Annotated in this window: 13 protein-coding genes, 1 tRNA gene and 1 pseudogene; 6 read left to right on the top strand and 9 right to left on the bottom strand. The window is 32.5% G+C overall.

What is annotated here, in order from left to right; genetic code table 11:
* On the bottom strand, positions 1-321 hold a 321-nt coding region (locus tag IV513_RS08410), incomplete at its 3' end, for a transposase (protein ID WP_209390130.1).
* Positions 322-540: 219 nt separating this feature from the next.
* A tRNA-Arg gene (locus tag IV513_RS08405) sits at positions 541-617 on the bottom strand.
* A 47-nt stretch (positions 618-664) separates the two neighbouring features.
* On the opposite strand from IV513_RS08405, the gene IV513_RS08400 reads away from it, so the two are divergent.
* From IV513_RS08400 to IV513_RS08390, 3 genes and pseudogenes are all read left to right on the top strand, one after another.
* The gene (locus IV513_RS08400; protein ID WP_209390129.1) at positions 665-1711 is read left to right on the top strand and encodes an ABC transporter substrate-binding protein; all 1047 of its coding nucleotides are present in this window, start codon (positions 665-667) and stop codon (positions 1709-1711) included.
* A gap of 40 nt (positions 1712-1751) precedes the next feature.
* Entirely contained in the window at positions 1752-2396 is a 645-nt protein-coding gene (mtgA, locus tag IV513_RS08395; RefSeq protein ID WP_209390128.1) for a monofunctional biosynthetic peptidoglycan transglycosylase, read from the top strand.
* Positions 2397-2401: 5 nt separating this feature from the next.
* Positions 2402-4443, top strand: a pseudogene (locus IV513_RS08390) (recombinase).
* Here the strand turns inward: IV513_RS08390 and IV513_RS08385 are convergent.
* Genes IV513_RS08385 through IV513_RS08375 form a run of 3 tightly spaced genes read right to left on the bottom strand, consistent with a single transcriptional unit; the run spans position 4421 to position 6561 of the window.
* On the bottom strand, positions 4421-4717 hold the full coding sequence (locus IV513_RS08385; RefSeq protein ID WP_209390126.1) for a hypothetical protein: 297 nt from the start codon (positions 4715-4717) through the stop codon (positions 4421-4423). The pseudogene IV513_RS08390 and the gene IV513_RS08385 sit on opposite strands and share 23 nt — an antisense overlap.
* A 5-nt stretch (positions 4718-4722) precedes the next feature.
* Positions 4723-5802: a DNA replication/repair protein RecF gene (locus IV513_RS08380; RefSeq protein ID WP_209390125.1), complete on the bottom strand. Its 1080-nt coding sequence runs from the start codon at positions 5800-5802 to the stop codon at positions 4723-4725.
* A gap of 3 nt (positions 5803-5805) precedes the next feature.
* On the bottom strand, positions 5806-6561 hold the full coding sequence (locus tag IV513_RS08375; RefSeq protein WP_209390124.1) for a hypothetical protein: 756 nt from the start codon (positions 6559-6561) through the stop codon (positions 5806-5808).
* 18 nt (positions 6562-6579) lie between these two features.
* On the opposite strand from IV513_RS08375, the gene IV513_RS08370 reads away from it, so the two are divergent.
* Positions 6580-12477 (top strand): alpha-2-macroglobulin, encoded by a 5898-nt coding sequence (locus tag IV513_RS08370; protein ID WP_209390123.1) that lies wholly within the window; start codon positions 6580-6582, stop codon positions 12475-12477.
* 74 nt (positions 12478-12551) lie between these two features.
* On the opposite strand, the gene IV513_RS08365 is transcribed toward IV513_RS08370, so the two are convergent.
* From IV513_RS08365 to IV513_RS08350, 4 genes are all read right to left on the bottom strand, one after another.
* Positions 12552-13262, bottom strand: a complete 711-nt coding sequence (locus IV513_RS08365) for an ABC transporter ATP-binding protein (RefSeq protein WP_209390122.1) — start codon at positions 13260-13262, stop codon at positions 12552-12554.
* Positions 13263-13345: 83 nt separating this feature from the next.
* On the bottom strand, positions 13346-13939 hold the full coding sequence (locus tag IV513_RS08360; RefSeq protein ID WP_243575907.1) for a hypothetical protein: 594 nt from the start codon (positions 13937-13939) through the stop codon (positions 13346-13348).
* A gap of 238 nt (positions 13940-14177) precedes the next feature.
* Positions 14178-14615 (bottom strand): hypothetical protein, encoded by a 438-nt coding sequence (locus IV513_RS08355; RefSeq protein ID WP_209390121.1) that lies wholly within the window; start codon positions 14613-14615, stop codon positions 14178-14180.
* A gap of 356 nt (positions 14616-14971) precedes the next feature.
* Positions 14972-17011, bottom strand: a complete 2040-nt coding sequence (locus IV513_RS08350; RefSeq protein WP_209390120.1) for a M3 family metallopeptidase — start codon at positions 17009-17011, stop codon at positions 14972-14974.
* Between the two features lie 211 nt (positions 17012-17222).
* Between IV513_RS08350 and IV513_RS08345 the strand changes: the two genes are divergently transcribed.
* Together IV513_RS08345 and IV513_RS08340 are read left to right on the top strand one after the other, a co-directional pair.
* On the top strand, positions 17223-17672 hold the full coding sequence (locus IV513_RS08345) for a hypothetical protein (protein ID WP_209390119.1): 450 nt from the start codon (positions 17223-17225) through the stop codon (positions 17670-17672).
* A 110-nt stretch (positions 17673-17782) separates the two neighbouring features.
* Complete coding sequence (locus IV513_RS08340) at positions 17783-18295, top strand: nitroreductase (protein ID WP_209390118.1); 513 nt, start codon at positions 17783-17785, stop codon at positions 18293-18295.
* The last annotated feature ends 15 nt before the right edge of the window (positions 18296-18310 follow it).

Raw genomic sequence — 18310 nt, 5'->3', positions numbered from 1 at the left:
GTCATAGCGCAGAACCAAATCGGCAACCATTTCCTTCAAACGGGCATTCTCTTTTTTTAAATCCGACACTTCATCACTCGTGGCTTCTCTAATAACATCACCATTGAGTCGTTTTTTACCGGCTTCCATAAATTCTTTGTTCCAGGAATAAAACTGAGATTGGGCAATATTATGCTGTCGGCATAGTTCTGCTACAGAAGTTTCTGCACGAAGCCCTTCCATTACGATTAAAATTTTCTGCTCGGCTGTAAAGATCCTCCTTGTATTTTTACGGATGTCTTTTACGAATTTTTCGGAACTTTTCTTTTTAGGTGTTTCCATAATTAAATGTAATTCTTTTTTTGAAAACACTCCTTAACTTTTATACTATATAGTGTCTACTTTTTGCTGACGATTTACATCTGTCACTAATTTTTTTCCTAATGACAGATTTAGTGACAAAAAAAGAAAAAATAGACATTTGTTTGTCGGCCAAATGTCGGCTACAGATAAAAATAAAAACGCCTAAACACTTATTTACAAGCTGTTAGGCGTTTTTTATGGTGACCTCGACAGGATTCAAACCTGTAACCTTCTGAGCCGTAATCAGATGCGCTATTCAGTTGCGCCACGAGGCCTTGTTTAAAGGTTTGCAAATATAATACTTTTTTCTTTTCTTTGAAAGATGAAAGCCAAAATTTTACTCCTATTTACCATATTTATATTAATTGCCTGTAAAAGAGAAACAAAAAATTATTCTTTTGAAACGGTTTCGGTCTCTAAGCTAGTAGAATTACGGGATGATAAAAATTCTTTACACCTTAAATCGGGTAATTTTAATTATTCCATTGAAAAAAATATTCTGCCTTTTAAAAGAATTGTTTTGCTCAGCGCAAGTATGTCCGGATATATTGGTGAGCTGAATGCCGAAAATTTAATTATTGGAGTTTCCAGCCCGGAATATATTTATTCTGAGAAAATTGGTAACTTAATACAGCAGAAGAAAATTCATAATGTCGGAAGTGAACAGAAATATGATATAGAAAAAATTATTTCTCTGAAACCAGATGCTGTTTTTACGAACTATATCGCAAATTTTCAGAATACTTATGAGGTGTTAAAAAATAACGGAATTAAAGTTTTTTTTCTTGATGAATTTAACGAAGAAAATCCTTTAGAAAAAGCTGCTTATATCAAAGTATTTGGTAAACTGCTTGGAAAAGAGGAATTGGCAGAGTCTAAATTTAAAGAGATTGAAAAAAATTATAATACTTTAAAAACATTGGCTTCGAAAGCGCCCAACAGTCCAGGGGTTTTAGCAAACGAAATGTATGGCGACATTTGGTATCTTCCGGGAGGTAATACTTCTTTTGCAAAACTTGTTTCAGATGCTCATGGAGATTATATTTTGAAGGATAATTCCGACACAAAAGCGGTAACAATGAATTTTGAAGAAGTTTTTTCAAAATCAAAAAATATTCAGTTTTGGCTGAATGTAGGAAATCACCAATCCAAAAAAGAATTGCTGGCTGTAAATCCGTTTTATGCTAAGCTTAATGTCTTCAATCATGGTAAAATGTACAGTATGGCAGGGAAAGAGAAAGGTAAAGCCAACGATTTTTTCGAAAGTGGAATCGTACGTTGTGATGTTGTTTTAAAGGATTATATAAAAATCTTACATCCCGAATTATTGCCAGATTACCAACTCACTTTTATGAAGGAATTAAAGTAACTCGCAGTATTTTTATATTTTTGCAGTAAGTTTTGTGCTTATGTGGAAAAAAATAAAGCAGGTTATATTCATCATCCTTTTGTTGAATGTGTTTTTCATTATTTGGGGGAGATTTTTTAATCCACCCATTACTTTTACTCAAATCGGGGGTATTTTAAGCTACGGCAAACTTCAGCGCGACTATATTTCTTACGATGAGATGGGAAATAATGTTAAAAAAGCAGTAATAGCCTCAGAAGATCAAAAGTTTTTTTCTCATAACGGCTTCGATTATACCGCAATCGAAAAAGCCATGAAATACAACGAAAAAGGAACGAAAATTAGAGGTGGAAGCACCATTTCTCAGCAAACTGCCAAAAATGTATTTCTTTGGCAGGGTAGAAGCTGGATTAGAAAAGGGCTGGAAGCTATTTATACATTTATTATCGAAAAAGTATGGAGTAAAGATATTATTCTGGAGAGATATCTGAATTCCATTGAAATGGGACAAGGGGTTTTTGGAGTTGAAGCGGCCTCCAAATATTATTTTGGAAAATCCTCAAAAGATCTAAGTACTTCAGATGCAGCATGGATTGCCGCTGTCTTGCCCAATCCTAAAAAATACGATCCTAAAAATCCTTCTCCTTATCTCAGAAAAAAACATGTGTGGATTATGAGACAAATGAGGAATGTAAGTCTGAAATAGTATCTTTGCACCAATGAAATTCCTTAGTTCAAATAACGGAAACTTTAAATCTATTCTTAAGAAATATTTTTCTTTTAAGAATGAAACTGCTTCATTGGAACCTTTAGCCGAGTTTTTGGAAGCGGTAAAAAAGGCAGATTTTACCGATGTTCTCAATTTTTTCAAGCAAAACCAGAATTTTGCAGATAACTTCAGTTATTATCTTTACGGAATTTTTTCAGAAAGACCATTCAATCTTTCTTTAACGGAAGCCAGTATTCTCTCGGAGAATGCTTTTTTTCCGGAATTGAAGAAAAGAATTTTAAATAAAATTTTACCTCCTGTAGAAAACGAAAATACAGTTTGGTATCTTATCGACAACGTAAGTTTCAGACCCAAAAAAGATTTGGAATATTTCCAAAATCTGCCTGAAAACGAAGTAGATGAAATGATGCAAATCTTAGGGATTTCAGGATTTATAAGAAATACTAAGGTAAAAGAAGAGCTTGTGTTTTCTATGAATATTCTTTCCTGGCGCGTTACAGGGATGGCTCTAGAAGTGGATGTGGTAAGAATGGCTCCCGAATACAGAAATTTCGACAATCCGTTTTTAGCTTTACAAAATGAGTTGGAAGCTTTTGCGGAGGAGTTTAAAATAAGCCCTGAAATTCAGCTTAATTCTAAAGACGAAAGATATAAACAGATTAAAATTTATCTACAGCAATGTCAGGATTTTGTTAGCATTGCCTTCAAAAACTCTTCAAAATACGGAATTTCAGGAAAAATTAATCAGTCTTTACTGAAAATCAGACAGCAAATTAAACGTATTTCAGAAATTCTCAATCTCTTGGTGATCGATCATGAACAGGATGTGGTTCTGAAGTCTAAACTATTAATTTTTAATATATTAAGATACAAATCATCTAAAAATAATATTTCAGACCTTTTTAATGACAGTACAAGACTTCTGTCTCACCTAATTACCAATCATACTGCCGAAACCGGAACGCATTATATTACTTCGAACCGTAAACAGTACATGAAAATGTTTTACAAAGCGAGTGGGGGCGGAATTATTGTTGGTGCACTCTGCGTTTTGAAAATGTTATACGGTTTTATGCCGGGAAGCGATTTCTTTCATGCATTTTTGTATTCCCTCAATTATGCAATGGGATTTGTGATGATTTACTTAATGGGTTATACTTTGGCAACTAAACAACCTGCAATGACGGCCGCCACAATGACGAAAGTTTTGTCCGAACAGGAAAGATCCGACAGTAATTACACCGAATTTGCAGACTTGGTTTCCAAACTTTTCAGAAGTCAGTTTATTGCTTTTGTCGGAAACGTTTTACTTGCTTTCCCGATTGCGATAGCGATTATTTATGGGTTAGACGTATTTTTCTCGCAAAATCTTGCGGTAGAAAAATCCGATAAGCTTTTGAAGGATCTAGATCCTTTTAAATCTAAAGCTATTCTCCATGCATGTATTGCTGGGTTTTATCTGTTTATTTCGGGGATTATTTCGGGGAATATAGGGAACAATTCGGTGTTTTTTCAGATACCGGACAGAATTGCTAAAAACCAGTCTATAAAAAGAGTTTTTGGTGACCGATTTGCACAAAGTCTATCTAAATATTACTCGAAAAACTGGCCCGGAATTGTTTCTAACTTTTGGTTTGGTGTTTTTCTTGGAGCAACTGCACCGATAGGTTTGTTTTTTGGTTTAGATTTGGATATTCGCCACATTACTTTTGCGGCAGGAAACTTTGCTTTAGGATTGTATGGAAAAGATTTTAGTGTAGATTCTTACACATTTTGGATTTCCTTACTTACTGTTTTCCTGATTGGTTTTTTCAACTTTCTTGTAAGTTTCAGTCTTTCGATGTTTTTGGCATTTCGTTCCAGAAAAATGAATTTTGGGGAAGTAAGAGAAATTTACAGGGCTATTTTTCAGTATTTTTTAAGAAATCCGCTGAAGTTTTTCTTTCCTTTACGTTCCAGTTTCGATTCTAAAGTAAATGCGATGGTTAAAAGCCAGACTCCTATAAAACAAGAAGATCAGTAAATTTTTCTTCGCCGAATTTATCCTGAAATTTTTTCAGATAAAAGCTTTTACGCATTTTGAAATCATTTTTCAGCAATGGCGAATTAATTTTAATCTGAATGATTTTTTGATGAAGATTTACGCTTTCAATTTCCATGAAAAGAGATTCGTCCAGATAGTCTTCAAGGAAATCTTTAATTTCGAAAGCAGTGAGTTTATCTTCAAAACCATGAATTCTGGCAAAAGATTTTACGAGTTCAGAACTTTGAAACTCGCGTTTTTTATTTTTTTTCATTTAGATTAAATTTCAAAAATGATGCTTTCTTCGTTAATCTTTTTCACCACATTTTCTGTTCTCTCTCTGTGAGTGTCTGTTATAAAAATCTGTCCGAAATTTTCCTTATTGACCAGCTTTATCAACTGTGCAACACGGGTATCGTCTAATTTGTCGAAAATATCGTCCAGCAATAGAATAGGTGTTTTATGAGTAAGTTCTTTCACCAAACTCATTTGAGCCAGTTTTAAAGAAATTAAAAACGATTTTTGCTGTCCCTGAGAACCTGTTTTTTTTATTAAAACAGAATCCATTTCAAACAGAAGGTCGTCTTTATGAATTCCTTTTGATGTGTAAGTAAGCATTCTGTCGCGATCCACATTTTCCCGAAGCAGATTGATGAAAGAATCATAAAGAAGATGAGAATCATAGACTACAGAAACTGTTTCTTTTCCTCCGGATATAGTTTCGTAAAAGTTCTGCACGATAGGATTGAGCTTTTCTACAAAATTCTTTCTTTTTTCGAAAATTTGAGTTCCTAATTTTGTAATTGGATCATCATAGATTTCCAGAGAATCTTTGTCCCAAGTTCTGTTTTTGGCAAAATATTTTAGAAGAGCATTTCGTTGCTGAACGGTTTTCTGATACTGCATTAAGCCAAAAAGATATTCGGAATCGGTTTGCGAAATCATCGAATCCAGAAATTTTCTTCTGCTTTCACCAGAATCCGAAATGAGATTAGAATCGTAAGGGGAAATCATTACGCTGGGCAAATATCCTATATGATCGGCTAATCTTTCGTAAGTTTTATCATTCTTTTTGATGATTTTTTTGGTGTCTTTCGGTTGGGATATTTTAATGATATCTTCGTTTTCTTCATTTTGAATTTCAGCATTAATCGTAAAGAAATCTTCGTCTTTTTTAATGTTGTTAAAATCGGTATTTCCCAGAAAACTTTTCCCAACAGAAAGGTAATGCAAAGCATCCAGAATATTGGTTTTTCCCGCACCGTTATTGCCTACAAAACAGTTGATTTGCGGAGAAAATTCAAAAACCTTTTCAGAATGATTTTTAAAATTGTACAACGAAAGTTTTTTGATATTCATTTGTCAAAAATACTTTATTATTCCTAAAAATAAAAAAGGAAGTACCGAACAAGTTTCTACGCCCCATGAAAAATAAGCATCCTTATTTTCATTCTCAGAAAAATAAATAAGAATAAAAGTGATGATGGAGCTTATGTAAAAGCTTAATGCAAATTCAGATTTCAAATAAAAAATTGATAAAATACAGGCAAAAAATACCAGCAAATAGGCAAAATATTTGGTGTTCTGTACGCCCATCAGTTTAGGGAATGTTTGGATGGTGTCATTTTTCATATCCCGAATATCAAAAGGTAAAACCAGTGCGGTAATAAAGAAAAAACTAATGAAAAATATGGGAAAATTAAACTGAGGTAAAGTAAGCCAGCAATTTACAAGTCCCCAAACCAAACCGACATAGAAAACTTTTAAAAGAGGGATTTTACGGATGTAATTTTCCAAGAAAAAACTGTTGTAGAGTAAGCCTAAAACTACAATAATTAACCATTTCAGCAGACGTATTTCATTATGGTTGAAAATAATTAAAATTGCAGAAATAATTCCGGCAAAAACATTGAGAATGAGAATACGGTAAAAATATTTCGTTTTTTGATACTTGGTGTAAAGGTAACCACTGAAATAGGTGATGAAAATTAGAAAAAACGTAGGATAACGGAATGTATTTTGCTCAATAATGAAAAAAACTGCAAAAAAGGTTCCCATTAAAGAGACGTATATTTGGCTGTCTATAACCGATTTTTTCAGTAATTTTAAGCAATTCATTTAGTAAAAATAACATTTATGCAAAGATATTTCAAGATTTTGTTCGTGCTCCTGCTTTTCTTGAGTTTTAGCCCTGTTTTTTCACAGAATTATTACGATCAACAATGGAAAAAGATTCAGGAAAATGCCAAAAAAGGCAATTTTAAATCTAATTTACCAACTGTTTTAGAAATTCAGAATAAAGCGATGAAAGAAAATAATGCAGTACAACTCATTTTGTCCTTAAAAGCCGAATTCAGCATCATGAACCAGACGTCTGATGATGAGCAAAATGAGGCTGCTTCACAGTATTTTGTTAAACTTCAGAATGTAGAAAAAAAAATTAATGGAGAAGATTTGCTGTTCTTCAAAACCTTAGTTTCTGGTTTTTTGCTGGATTATTATCGCCAGAATTCCTGGAAGGTTAATTCTAGAACCAATATTAATTCTGAGAATCTAAAACAGATAGAAACATGGAGTAAACTGGATTTTAAAAACTATTTGTCTAAAAATTTTGCTGAACTGGATTTGCAGAAGCAGGCAATGAAAAAGATTTCTTTATCTAAGTACAAAGATGTTTTTTCTAATACCGAAAATATAGATTATTTCCCAACATTAGCAGATTGGTATGCGATGAAAAAAGTTTCTTTTTTGTCGCAGAATGGGTTGTTTACCAAAAATGAACTTGTCGAAAATAAAAAAATTATTAATACGGTTTATGATGATCTGATATTGCAAAACTCAGGGAATTCCAAACTGTATTTTATGCATCAGAAATTAATAGGAGACTGCAGTTATAATTCTTGCAACAACCTTCTGAGCCAACTTCAGGATTTACTGAAAGTGAATATTGATGGCGATTACAAAGTTTTAATTGCAGAACAGATAATCAACAATTTAGTTTCTCAAAACAAACAAAAAGAAGCGTTAGAGATTGCAGATTCTATAAAGAAACAATATCCGAAATCCGAATTCTTAAATAATATTATCAATAAAGAAAATCAGATAACCAATCCTGTTTTAGGGATTCAATATGAGGAGCAGACTCAGCCTAATATGCCTATTCATATTGTGGCAGATTACAAAAATGTTTCTCAGTTTTCGCTCAGTTTATACGAAGTAAAAGAAGATTTGCTGTCTTTCTTAAAGTACACTAAAAATCCGTATAATAATGCATTCGGAAAAGTGAAAAAAACGTTGGTGAGAAAAGAGGTTTTTCAGCTTAAAGATGAAAAAGATTATCAATCTCACAAAACTTCATTAGAGATACAACCTCTTCCTTCCGGAATTTATCTTGCAGAATATTCGGTAGACGGATTGGGAGATAAAAATTCCAGATCTGGGCAGAATTTTTACTTTTTGGTTTCCGGAAATAAAATTATATATCAAAACAGAGACGAGAGAAACCCACTAGAAAATAAATTGAAACTTGTAAGTTCGGAGAATGGTAAGCCTGTAATAGATAATCTTGTTTTTTATGAATTTACCGGGAATGAAAAATTGAATACATCTCAAGGTAAAACTTCTGAAAAAGGATTGTTTGAATTTCCAAAATCTCAAAATAATGATTATTACAGAACTTTTTTAGTTCAGCAACCTAAAACCAACGATTTTCAGATGATGGAAGTGTATGGCAATACTTCCTACAACAGCGTTGATAGAAATCCGAATAAAAAAACGCGTATAAAAGCTCAGATTTTTACAGACAGAGCAATTTACCGACCAGGACAAACGGTTTATTTTAAAGTTATTAATACTAAAATTGAAAATGAAACAGAATCTGTTGTTTCTGGTCTTCAGCAAAAAATTACTTTAAAGGATGTTAACAATCAGGAAGTTTCTGTTCAGAATTTTTCAACTAATGAATTTGGTTCTTATCATGGCAGTTTTATTCTTCCGAAAGGTGCACTTAATGGAACTTTTAACATCACAACAGACGGAAATACAAGTGGCTACAGATATTTTCAGGTAGAAGAATATAAACGTCCGAAGTTTGAAGTGACTTTTGAACCTGTAAAAGAAGAATATCAATACGGAAAAACCATTCAGATTAAAGGGAAGGCAACCATGTTTTCCGGAGTGGCTCTAAGCAATACCAATGTGAATTATGAAATTCTGAAACAGAATATACGGTGGAGATATTTCCCGTGGTATCCTAATAATGATGATAACGAAAATTCTGTTTTGGGAGAAGTGAAAACAGATGAAAAAGGCGAATTTACGATAAGTTTAGACCTTAAAAGTGATGAAAAACTAAAAGGAATTCAGATTGATAACTATCATATTAATGCTTCGGTTACCGATATTAACGGAGAAACTCAGTCGGCAAATACCAATCTGAAAGTTGCTTCTGTCTCTCATTACATTACTGCAGAAGAAATACAAGATGTTTTTTCTGATGAAAAAGTTAGTCTTAAGGTGGAAACTAAGAATTATAACGAACAGAATCTTAAAAAACCTTACAGAGTAAAATTGTCGAAATTGGAAGCTCCGCAGAGAACTTTCAGAAGTAATTTTATTGAAGGAATTCAGGATTTGCCGAAATTTTCTAAAGAAGAATTTATTAAGAAATTTCCTCACGATTTCTATGATAAAAATGATGGTATTAAAAACTGGAAAGTTGCTTCGGTTATTCTCAATGGAGAACAGAAAACTAGTGAATCTTTAGATTTAGGAAAGTTAGAATCTGGAAATTATTATTTGGAAATTTACAATATTGAAGGAAAAGATACCATTAAAACCACACAGAATTTTGCTGTTTGGGATAGAAAAACGCTAAAAAACAATCAAAAAACTTTTCTTTCTGTTGTTGAACCAAAAGATGAGGTTGTAAGAGGAGAAAAAGCGAAGATATATGTTTATTCTTCGGTTCCGGATGCTTTAGTAAATGTATTTGTTCAGTATGGTTTGGGGAATACGGTTTCTGAAGTTTACCCGATTAAAAATGGTGTTTTAGAATATGAAGTGCAAATTCCTAAAGACAAAAATATTAATTCGGTTAATCTTCAGTTTCAGGTGGTTGCTTTCAATGATATTCAGACGGAAAAGGTTAATTTAAGAATTAAAGATTCTGAGCAGCCTTTAAAAATTGAAACGACAACTTTTCGAGATAAAATTGAGCCCAATGTTAAAGAAAAATGGTCTGTAAAGGTAATAGGAAACGATAAAGAGAAAATAAATGCAGAAGTTTTGGCAAATATGTACGATATGTCTTTGGATCAGTTCTCTGCAAATAATTTCACATGGGAAAAACTGTTCAATCCATATTCTTTTGTCAATTCTTATGACATTAGAAATAGTTTGAGCCAAATTAATTTTCAGCAGAGAATAAAATATCTTAAAGGAAGAAATGTTTATTTGCCGCTTTTTGATTGGTTTGATAATAATGTAAATTTGAAATACTATAGACAATATGCACCTGCTCCAATTGCTGTAGATATTAAGGACGAAAAAATAGATAATAGTATTGTAGCGTTAGAAAAACGTCCTAATGCGAGTGTTTTGAATGCTGTTCAAGGTTCGGCTGCCGGAGTATTTATTACAGGTTCTGGAACACCGGGTTCTTCTAAAGATATTCTTGATGATGAATTAAATAAAATTCAGGTTCGCCAAAATCTTAATGAAACAGCTTTCTTTTATCCCGATTTAAAAACTGATTCTGAAGGGAATGTTCAGTTTGAATTTACTTCTCCGGAAGCTTTAACAAAATGGAAATTGATGTTCTTGGCTCATACAAAAGATGCAAGAGCGGCCACTTTAGAAAAAGAGGTGGTTACAAAGAAAGAATTTTCGGTAACCCCAAATTACCCAAGATTTTTGAGAGAAGGAGATGAGCTTAATTTTCAGTCGAAACTGTCTAATTTAACATCAAAAAAACTGAACGGATTTGCCCAACTCCAGATTTTGGATGCTTTTACGAATGAAGATATTTCAGAGAAATTTGGTTTGAGTAGAATTACTGCAGTTTCAGGATACAACTCAGAACAGGCTTTTTCGGTTGATGAAAATGGAAATACTGCTCTTACGTGGAAGGTTAAAGTTCCGAAAGATGCTTCTTCTGTTATTATGAAGGTTGTGGCAAAAGCCGGACAGTATTCTGATGGTGAACAGAAAGCTATGGCGGTTTTACCCAACAGAATGTTGGTTACTGAAGCTTTACCCATTTTTGTAAAAGAAGGAGAAACGAAAACTTTTGAGCTGGAAAACCTGAAAAATTCTAATTCTTCCACCATTACTAATGTTTCAAATACTTTAGAATTAACAACAAATCCTGTTTGGGAAATTCTGTTTGCACTTCCTGGTCTGAAAAATGATCAGAACAGTTCGGCGGATGTGGTCTTTAATAAATGGTTTGCTGATGTGTTGGCTTCAGAAATTTTTAAGGCTAATCCGAAATTAAAAACAGTTTTTGAAGAATATCAGAGCAAAGGCTTATTGAATTCAAATCTTGAAAAAAATGAAGAACTGAAACAGTTATTGCTCGAAGAAACGCCATGGGTTTTAGAAAGTAAAAACGAAAAAGAACAAATGCAGAAACTGGCATTGTTGTTTGATGTCAATACGATGAAAAATTCTATTCGTCAGGATTGGGATGAGTTTAAAAAGCTTCAAAATCCGGAAGGGGGCTTTTCTTGGTATCAAGGATATCCAAGTTCTTATTCTACATCTTTGTATATTCTTAAAAATTTAGGAAAAATAAATTCTTGGCTCAAAGATAATGTAAAAGATTATCAAACTGCCGAACAGAAAGATTTGGTGAAGAAACTGGTTGGTTTTGTAGATAAAGAAATGATTAAATATTATAATCCTAAAGATAAAAATGTAATGAATAATTTCACTTTAGACTATCTCGATACCCGAAATTACTGGGAAAAAGAGTATCCTTTAAGTGGAAAATCTGCAACTTTGAAATCTTTAGTAAAAAGTAATTCGCAAACGGCAAAACTTACAGATTTTACTTTCTTTGGATTGCACCGTATGGCTTTACTTACTTATAATTTTGGTTTAAAAGCTGTTTCAGACCGGTTTTTAAATTATTTAAAAGAAACTTCTGTCGATTCTAAAACACAGGGGGTTTACTGGAAACAGAATTTGAACGATTGGGGTTGGTTCAGTTCTAAAGTAGTGAATCAGGCGGGTGCTTTGGAGGCATTCAGCAAATTGAAACCCAACGACGAAAAATGGATAGAAGATATGAAAATCTGGCTTGTAACGCAGAAAGAAGTAAATTCTTGGGGAAGTTCTAGAGGAACTGCTGAAGTAATTTTTACAATTCTGAATTCAGGGAAATCTTGGACTTCTGCTGAAAGCGATAAAGCAACAGTAATCTGGGGCGGAAAAGAAGTGAAAGCCGACAACCAAGCAACAGGCTATATTAAATCTACCGTTCAAACAGATATTTTAGACAAAAAATTAGCAACAGTTACGGTTACCAAACCAGGAGCGGGAATTGTTCAGGGAGGATTGTTTTGGCAGTATTATGAAGATTTAGATAAAATAAAATCTTCCGAAAATTATCTTTCTGTAACCAAAGAGCTGTATAAAAAGGTAAAAACAGTAAATGGAGAAGAATTAAAGAAAATTTCTTCTGAAACCCCTCTGAAAGTAGGCGATAAAGTTACTGTAAGAATGATTTTGAATACAGACCGCCCAATGGAGTTTATTCATATTAAAGACATGAGAGCGGCAGGATTTGAGCCGTTGGATGTAATCTCTGGATATCAGTGGAAAAATAATTTAGGATATTATCAGTCAACAAAAGATGCGTCTACCAATTTTTACATCCAATATATGCCGAAAGGGAAATATGTTTTTGAATATGATTATGTTGCCAATGCTTCGGGGAAATTCTCGAACGGAATTACAACCATTCAGAATTACTATGCTCCGCAGATGAGTGCTCATACAAAAGGTAGCAATATTGTAATACAAGAATAATTTACCGAGCTTACCAAAGAAAAACGGTTTCAGAAATTTCCTGAAACCGTTTTTATATTTATAACTGAATACATTTATTCTGTAACATCCGTCTGAGTATAATGAGCAAAAGCTTCCTCCAGACTCGAAAATTTACCTTTGAAATCTTCAATATTAGAATCCTGTACAATATTGCCTTTATGAATAAGAATTACTCTGGTACAAAGTGCTTCTACTTCCTGCATAATATGGGTTGATAGTAAAACGGTTTTTTCTTTACCTATTTCTTTTACTACATTTCGTATTTCCAGAATTTGGTTAGGGTCTAGTCCGTTGGTAGGTTCATCCAAAATCAATAAATCCGGCTGATGCATAATTGCCTGTGCTAAACCAACTCTCTGTTTATAACCTTTAGAAAGCTGTCCGATTTTTTTAGATTTTTCTGGGGTAATTCCTACCAATTCTATTACTTCATCAATTCTTTCATGCGAAATTTTATGAAGATCGGCTACAAATTGCAGGTATTCTCTTACATACATCTCCAAATATAAAGGATTGTTTTCAGGAAGAAAACCGATGTTCTTTTTAGCTTCAATTTCGCTTTCGGATATATTTTTACCGTTAAAAATAATTTCTCCTTCATCAATTTTCAAAGCACCTACGATAGATTTCATCAAGGTAGATTTTCCTGCACCATTGGGGCCAAGAAGACCGATAATTTCGTTCTTGTCGATAGAAATATTAATATTGTTAAGAGCGGTCTGCTCTCCGAATTTCTTTGTTAAATTGATAACCTGAAGTGACATATTAAAACAAATATTTCAGCAAAAATAGAAATAAAAAAACTCATTCGAGTAGAATGAGTCTTAATATATTGTTGTAATGAATATTATTTTCTGGATTTCTTAGTTTTTGAAGGCATTGAAGCCGGTGTATTGCTCTTTGGCTGCTCATACGTAACCTGATTTTGATAGGTCTGTGTTGCGTTAGGTTGATTGGCATTTGTATGTTTTTCAACAGCTTTTTTGTAAAGATTTTGTTTTGTAGTTCCTATCCCAAAAATTTTATCAATCTGTTTTTTATTCAGAAACTGAGATTTACCTACGTATTTTTTGTTTTTGTTGATGTACTGTATAAACTGAACAGTAGGTTGCCCGTAATTTTTTTCAAAATGCAGTTCAATAATATCACTTGGAAGTTCTAAAGTTATGTTTCCGCTAGGTTCATCAATAAAACCATCGCTAATCATTTTATAAAGTTCACTTACATCTCCATTAAGATCATTAAAAGAAAAAGATCTGAACGTATTAAGATTACTGGTATTGATATCCTGATAATTGAAGGTAAACCTGTTTTCTTTTTTATAAAGACCTACAGAATTTTCTTTTCCAATTTCTACCAATGTTTCATTTTTAAGCACTTTTATCTGTGAGAAAGCAGATATTCCTATAAAAAAGGTAAGAAATAAAATTATTTTTTTCATGCGAATTTCAATTTAATATTTTGGTAAATGACTGCTAATTTATTGATAATTATAGCCAGATGCCAATTTTATTCCTGCAAAAATAATCTTTTTTTTTATTTGATTAATTTACCATTTTTATATCCGTTGTTAATTTTTCCTGAAACCATTGTGAACTTATCCAAATAACTATTAAAAGTCTTAGTGATTTTTAGAATAAATTCTTATTCTTTGATAATGCTGAAATTCTTATTCTAGATTATCCTGAAACTTTCATCATCTGAAGGCTCGACTGTATTTTTCTGCACTGACTCGTACTGAATCCAAAAAAATAAATCCTTATTAAGTAATTTTTTTTTCTGTGAGTATTAATTCTAAGAGTAAGTGTTGTTAGTCCCAAATAATTGGAGAGATGATAATTTTTAATGCTGGATTGTGGAAGTTCTACACATGGAGGATTAAATTTTTTCGAGGTAAAAGGGTGAAATTTTCGTATGGTAAGGCAATTTCCCGAAATTTCATAAGAAACACTCTGAATACGAAAAATCAAAAATAGCATTGTAGTACCAATTGCAATAAGTGCTAAATCCGAAATTAATCCTTCTGAAATTGTTAAAAAAGCTAGCGAAATTACCAATACACTAAAAGTAACACAAAATGCTAATGAACGGGTGAAATTGTAATTAGAAATTTTCATTGTACATAAAGATTATTTGGTTAATAAAATAAATATTAATACAAGTTTTGGTTTAAAAAAATAACTCTTATTAAATGTTTGTTTTACAAATTTAACTTTTTAGAGGTGTGGAAAAATAAGAGCTTGTAATGATTTATAAAAGGAATGTAAAAATTCGGAAAATTTTACATTTTATTATGGTATAATGTTGATAATCATTTTGTTGTAAGTTGAAAAAAGATGGTTTAAAATTCAAAATAAATGATGTTTTTACATTCAAAATATTGAAGAATACCACATAAAAAACTCCAAAAAGATATTCTCTTTGGAGTTTCAGAAATTTCTAAAAAGAAATTTTTAATTTAAAAAATTCGTCCTCATTCGCCGAATGCTCTTTTTAATAAGCTTTCCACTTTTGGCTCACTGCCTCTGAAATTTTTATATAAATCCATCGGGTCTTTTGTTCCGCCAGAAGAAAGCAAAACTTTAAATTTTGCTGCTGTTTCAGGATTGAAAATTCCGGTTTCTTTAAAATAACCGAAAGCGTCTGCATCCAAAACTTCTGCCCACTTATAAGAATAGTATCCCGCAGAATAACCTCCCTGGAAGATATGAGAAAAACTTGGGCTCATTGCAGTTTCAGGATTTACAGGATATAGTTGTGTCTGTTTGGTGTAATAATCTTCGAACTGTTTAATGTTTTTGTTTTCCAATTCTTCCACTTTTGTATGATAATTCATATCCAGCAAACCAAAACCTATTTGTCGCAATGTTTGATATCCTTCCATGAAGTTTTTACTTTGCGATATTTTTTCAATTTTTTCATCCGGCAAAACTTCTCCTGTTTTGTAATGTTTGGCAAAGGTTTTCAGAAATTCGGGTTCGTAGCAGAAATTTTCTAGGAACTGAGAAGGAAGTTCAACAAAATCCCATTTTACAGAAGTTCCGGAAAGGTTAGGGTATTGTGTGTTTGCCAACATCCCGTGAAGAGCATGACCAAATTCGTGGAATAATGTCGTTACTTCCTGAAAAGTAAGTAAACTCGGTGTGTCTTTAGTCGGTTTGCTGAAATTACAAACGATGGAAATATGCGGACGCGAGTTTTCGCCATCTTTCTGATACTGATTTTTATAGCTCGTCATCCATGCTCCGGCTCTTTTGCCTTTTCTTGGGAAATAATCTACATAAAGCAGTGCTTTAAAAGTTTTTTCACCAGAATTTTTTTCATCCTCGAATACTTCATACACTTTCACATCATCATGATATTTTGGGATATCTTTTTGTTCTTCAAAACTAAGTCCGAAAAGCTTATGTGAAAGCCCAAAAACAGCTTCCTGAACCTGATCTAAAGGGAAATAAGGCTTCAGTTCTTCATCGTTGAGGTCATATTTGGCTTTTCTGAGTTTTTCCGCATAAAATGCATGGTCGTAACTCTGCATTTCTTCTATTCCGTCGTTCTTTGCCAAAGATTTTAATTCTTCAATTTCTTTATCTGCAAAAGGTTTCGCTTTTGTTAATAGTTCATTCAAAAAATCAAGCACTTTGGTTGGAGATTTTGCCATTCGTTCTTCCAGTACATAATCTGCATAATTTTTAAATCCTAATAATGCTGCTTTTTCCTGCTTTAATTTTAAAATATCTACGATAAGTTTCTGATTGTCGAATTCATCATTCTGAAAAGATTTTTTACCGTTTGCCAATGCAATTTCTTTTCTCAATTCTCTATTTTCCGCATACGTCATAAACGGTATGTAGCTCGGATATTGTAAGGTAATTACCCATCCATCGAGATTTCTTTCTTTTGCTTCTTCTGCATATTGTTCCAAAATAGCCTCAGGAATTCCGGCTAAATCTGCTTTATTGGTAATGTGTTTAAAGTAGTTATTGGTAGACGCTAAAACATTTTGCCCAAACTGAAGAGATTTAAGAGATAAATCCATATTTATTTTTTGTAATTTCTCTTTGTCTTCTTCATTCAGAAGTGCTCCGCTTCGTACAAAACCTTTGTAGGTTTCATTTAAAAGCATTTGCTGCTCCTCGTTCAGATTATAACTGTCTTTTTGATCATAAACTTTTTTTATTTTTTGAAACAAAGCTTTGTTTTGAGAAATTTTCGATGAATATTCCGTTAAAACAGGAGAAACCTCCTGTGCAATTTGCTGCAACTCATCACTGGTTTCAGCAGAATTCAAATTGAAAAAAATACTTGAAGCTCGGTCTAGCTGTTCACCAGAAAACGCCAAGGCTTCAATTGTGTTTTCAAAATCAGGTTCGTTCGGATTATTAACGATAGCATTAATTTCTTCTTCAGAACTGTGTATTAATTGTTTAAATGCAGGAAGATAATCTTCGTTTTTTATTTGGTTAAAAGGTGCAGAGTTATATTTAGTCGTGAATTTTTCTGTTAGAATACTCATAAATCTATTTTTATATGTAAATGTAATTGTTTTTTAGTCTGAATTATGTTTTACAATGGTCAAAAAGAATGCCCTGAGAAATAGTATGACAAAAATGCTGAATCTTCGAAAAAATGTCAGAAATCTTTTTTTTATTGAATGATAATCAGACTTCGTTCTCATTTTAAAATTCATTTAAAAATGCTATCTTTATCTTTAAAGAATAAGATGTATGCAGAAGGTGACTTACAATAAAAATGATTTGCGGGTTTTTGTACGGGATATGATTTCGGGTAAAGTGAAAACATTAGAATTTTATCTCAATTTCACTTTGGAAGCAAGTCGGGATATTAAAAAAACTTCCAAATACGATTCTATTCGGGAAGAAATACAGGATGAGATTTACCATTTGGATAAACAGATGGCTAATCTTAAAAGTATGCAGCAGCAAATGAAGAAAGTTTTAAGTACAGATTCTGAAGTAGCCAAATTAGGTTCTTTGGTTATAACCAATAAGGCAAGATTCTACATTTCTGTTTCTTTGGGAGAGTTTTTTTATAACGGAGATCGTTTTTACGCAATTTCTCCCGAAAGTCCGATGGCAAAAAAAATTATCGGGATGAAAGCGGGTGAAGAATTCACTTTAAACAGAATTCATCAAAAAATTGAAGAAGTTTTATAATTGAAATTGAATGAAAGTATAAAACGAAGAATTAACCATTTTATGCCTTTATTCTGGAAAAATTGATGATGCTACATTCAGAATTCAAGTTTTTTCGATAATTTCGTTACATGAATCAAGCAGAAGTTTTAAAACAAATTATAGAAGAAAGAAGAAGTATTTTTCCGAAAGATTATTCAGAAAATGAAATTCCTCAGAATATTATTGAAGAGATCATCAACTCGGCTAATTTTGCACCTAATCATAAACGAACAAAACCTTGGCGTTTTAAAATATTCAAAGGAGCAGAAAAGGCAAAACTTGCATCAGAAATGCAGGAAATCTATAAATCTGTAACGGCTCCTCAAACTTTTTTAGAGAAAAAATACAACGATATCGGTTTTAAAATTAATAAAGCAGATACAGTTATATCTATTGTTGTGAATTTTAGCGGATTAGTTCCGGAATGGGAAGAAATTGCTGCCGTTTCTATGGCGGTTCAGAATATGTACCTTACTTGTACAGCTCATCATATCGGGTGTTATTGGAGTTCACCCAAACTAGTAGATTATTTTAAAAATTCGCTCACGATTGAAGAAAATCAGAAATGTCTGGGTCTTTTTTATATGGGACAAACAGATTAATTTTTGAGCAAAATA

It is taken from the genome of Chryseobacterium sp. RR2-3-20, from assembly GCF_017808115.1.
Taxonomy (GTDB): Bacteria; Bacteroidota; Bacteroidia; order Flavobacteriales; family Weeksellaceae; genus Chryseobacterium; species Chryseobacterium oryzae.
The sequence above is the reverse complement of the archived record's forward strand: the minus strand, read 5'-3'. Positions and strand labels throughout refer to the sequence as shown.

What these genes read in the sequence shown, in the direction of transcription:
- IV513_RS08400 (WP_209390129.1), top strand. Translation starts at nt 665, where the DNA reads ATGAAAGCCAAAATTTTACTCCTATTTACCATATTTATATTAATTGCC.
- mtgA (WP_209390128.1), top strand. Translation starts at nt 1,752, where the DNA reads ATGTGGAAAAAAATAAAGCAGGTTATATTCATCATCCTTTTGTTGAAT.
- IV513_RS08385 (WP_209390126.1), bottom strand. Translation starts at nt 4,717, where the DNA reads ATGAAAAAAAATAAAAAACGCGAGTTTCAAAGTTCTGAACTCGTAAAA.
- IV513_RS08380 (WP_209390125.1), bottom strand. Translation starts at nt 5,802, where the DNA reads ATGAATATCAAAAAACTTTCGTTGTACAATTTTAAAAATCATTCTGAA.
- IV513_RS08375 (WP_209390124.1), bottom strand. Translation starts at nt 6,561, where the DNA reads ATGAATTGCTTAAAATTACTGAAAAAATCGGTTATAGACAGCCAAATA.
- IV513_RS08370 (WP_209390123.1), top strand. Translation starts at nt 6,580, where the DNA reads ATGCAAAGATATTTCAAGATTTTGTTCGTGCTCCTGCTTTTCTTGAGT.
- IV513_RS08365 (WP_209390122.1), bottom strand. Translation starts at nt 13,262, where the DNA reads ATGTCACTTCAGGTTATCAATTTAACAAAGAAATTCGGAGAGCAGACC.
- IV513_RS08360 (WP_243575907.1), bottom strand. Translation starts at nt 13,939, where the DNA reads ATGAAAAAAATAATTTTATTTCTTACCTTTTTTATAGGAATATCTGCT.
- IV513_RS08355 (WP_209390121.1), bottom strand. Translation starts at nt 14,615, where the DNA reads ATGAAAATTTCTAATTACAATTTCACCCGTTCATTAGCATTTTGTGTT.
- IV513_RS08350 (WP_209390120.1), bottom strand. Translation starts at nt 17,011, where the DNA reads ATGAGTATTCTAACAGAAAAATTCACGACTAAATATAACTCTGCACCT.
- IV513_RS08345 (WP_209390119.1), top strand. Translation starts at nt 17,223, where the DNA reads ATGCAGAAGGTGACTTACAATAAAAATGATTTGCGGGTTTTTGTACGG.
- IV513_RS08340 (WP_209390118.1), top strand. Translation starts at nt 17,783, where the DNA reads ATGAATCAAGCAGAAGTTTTAAAACAAATTATAGAAGAAAGAAGAAGT.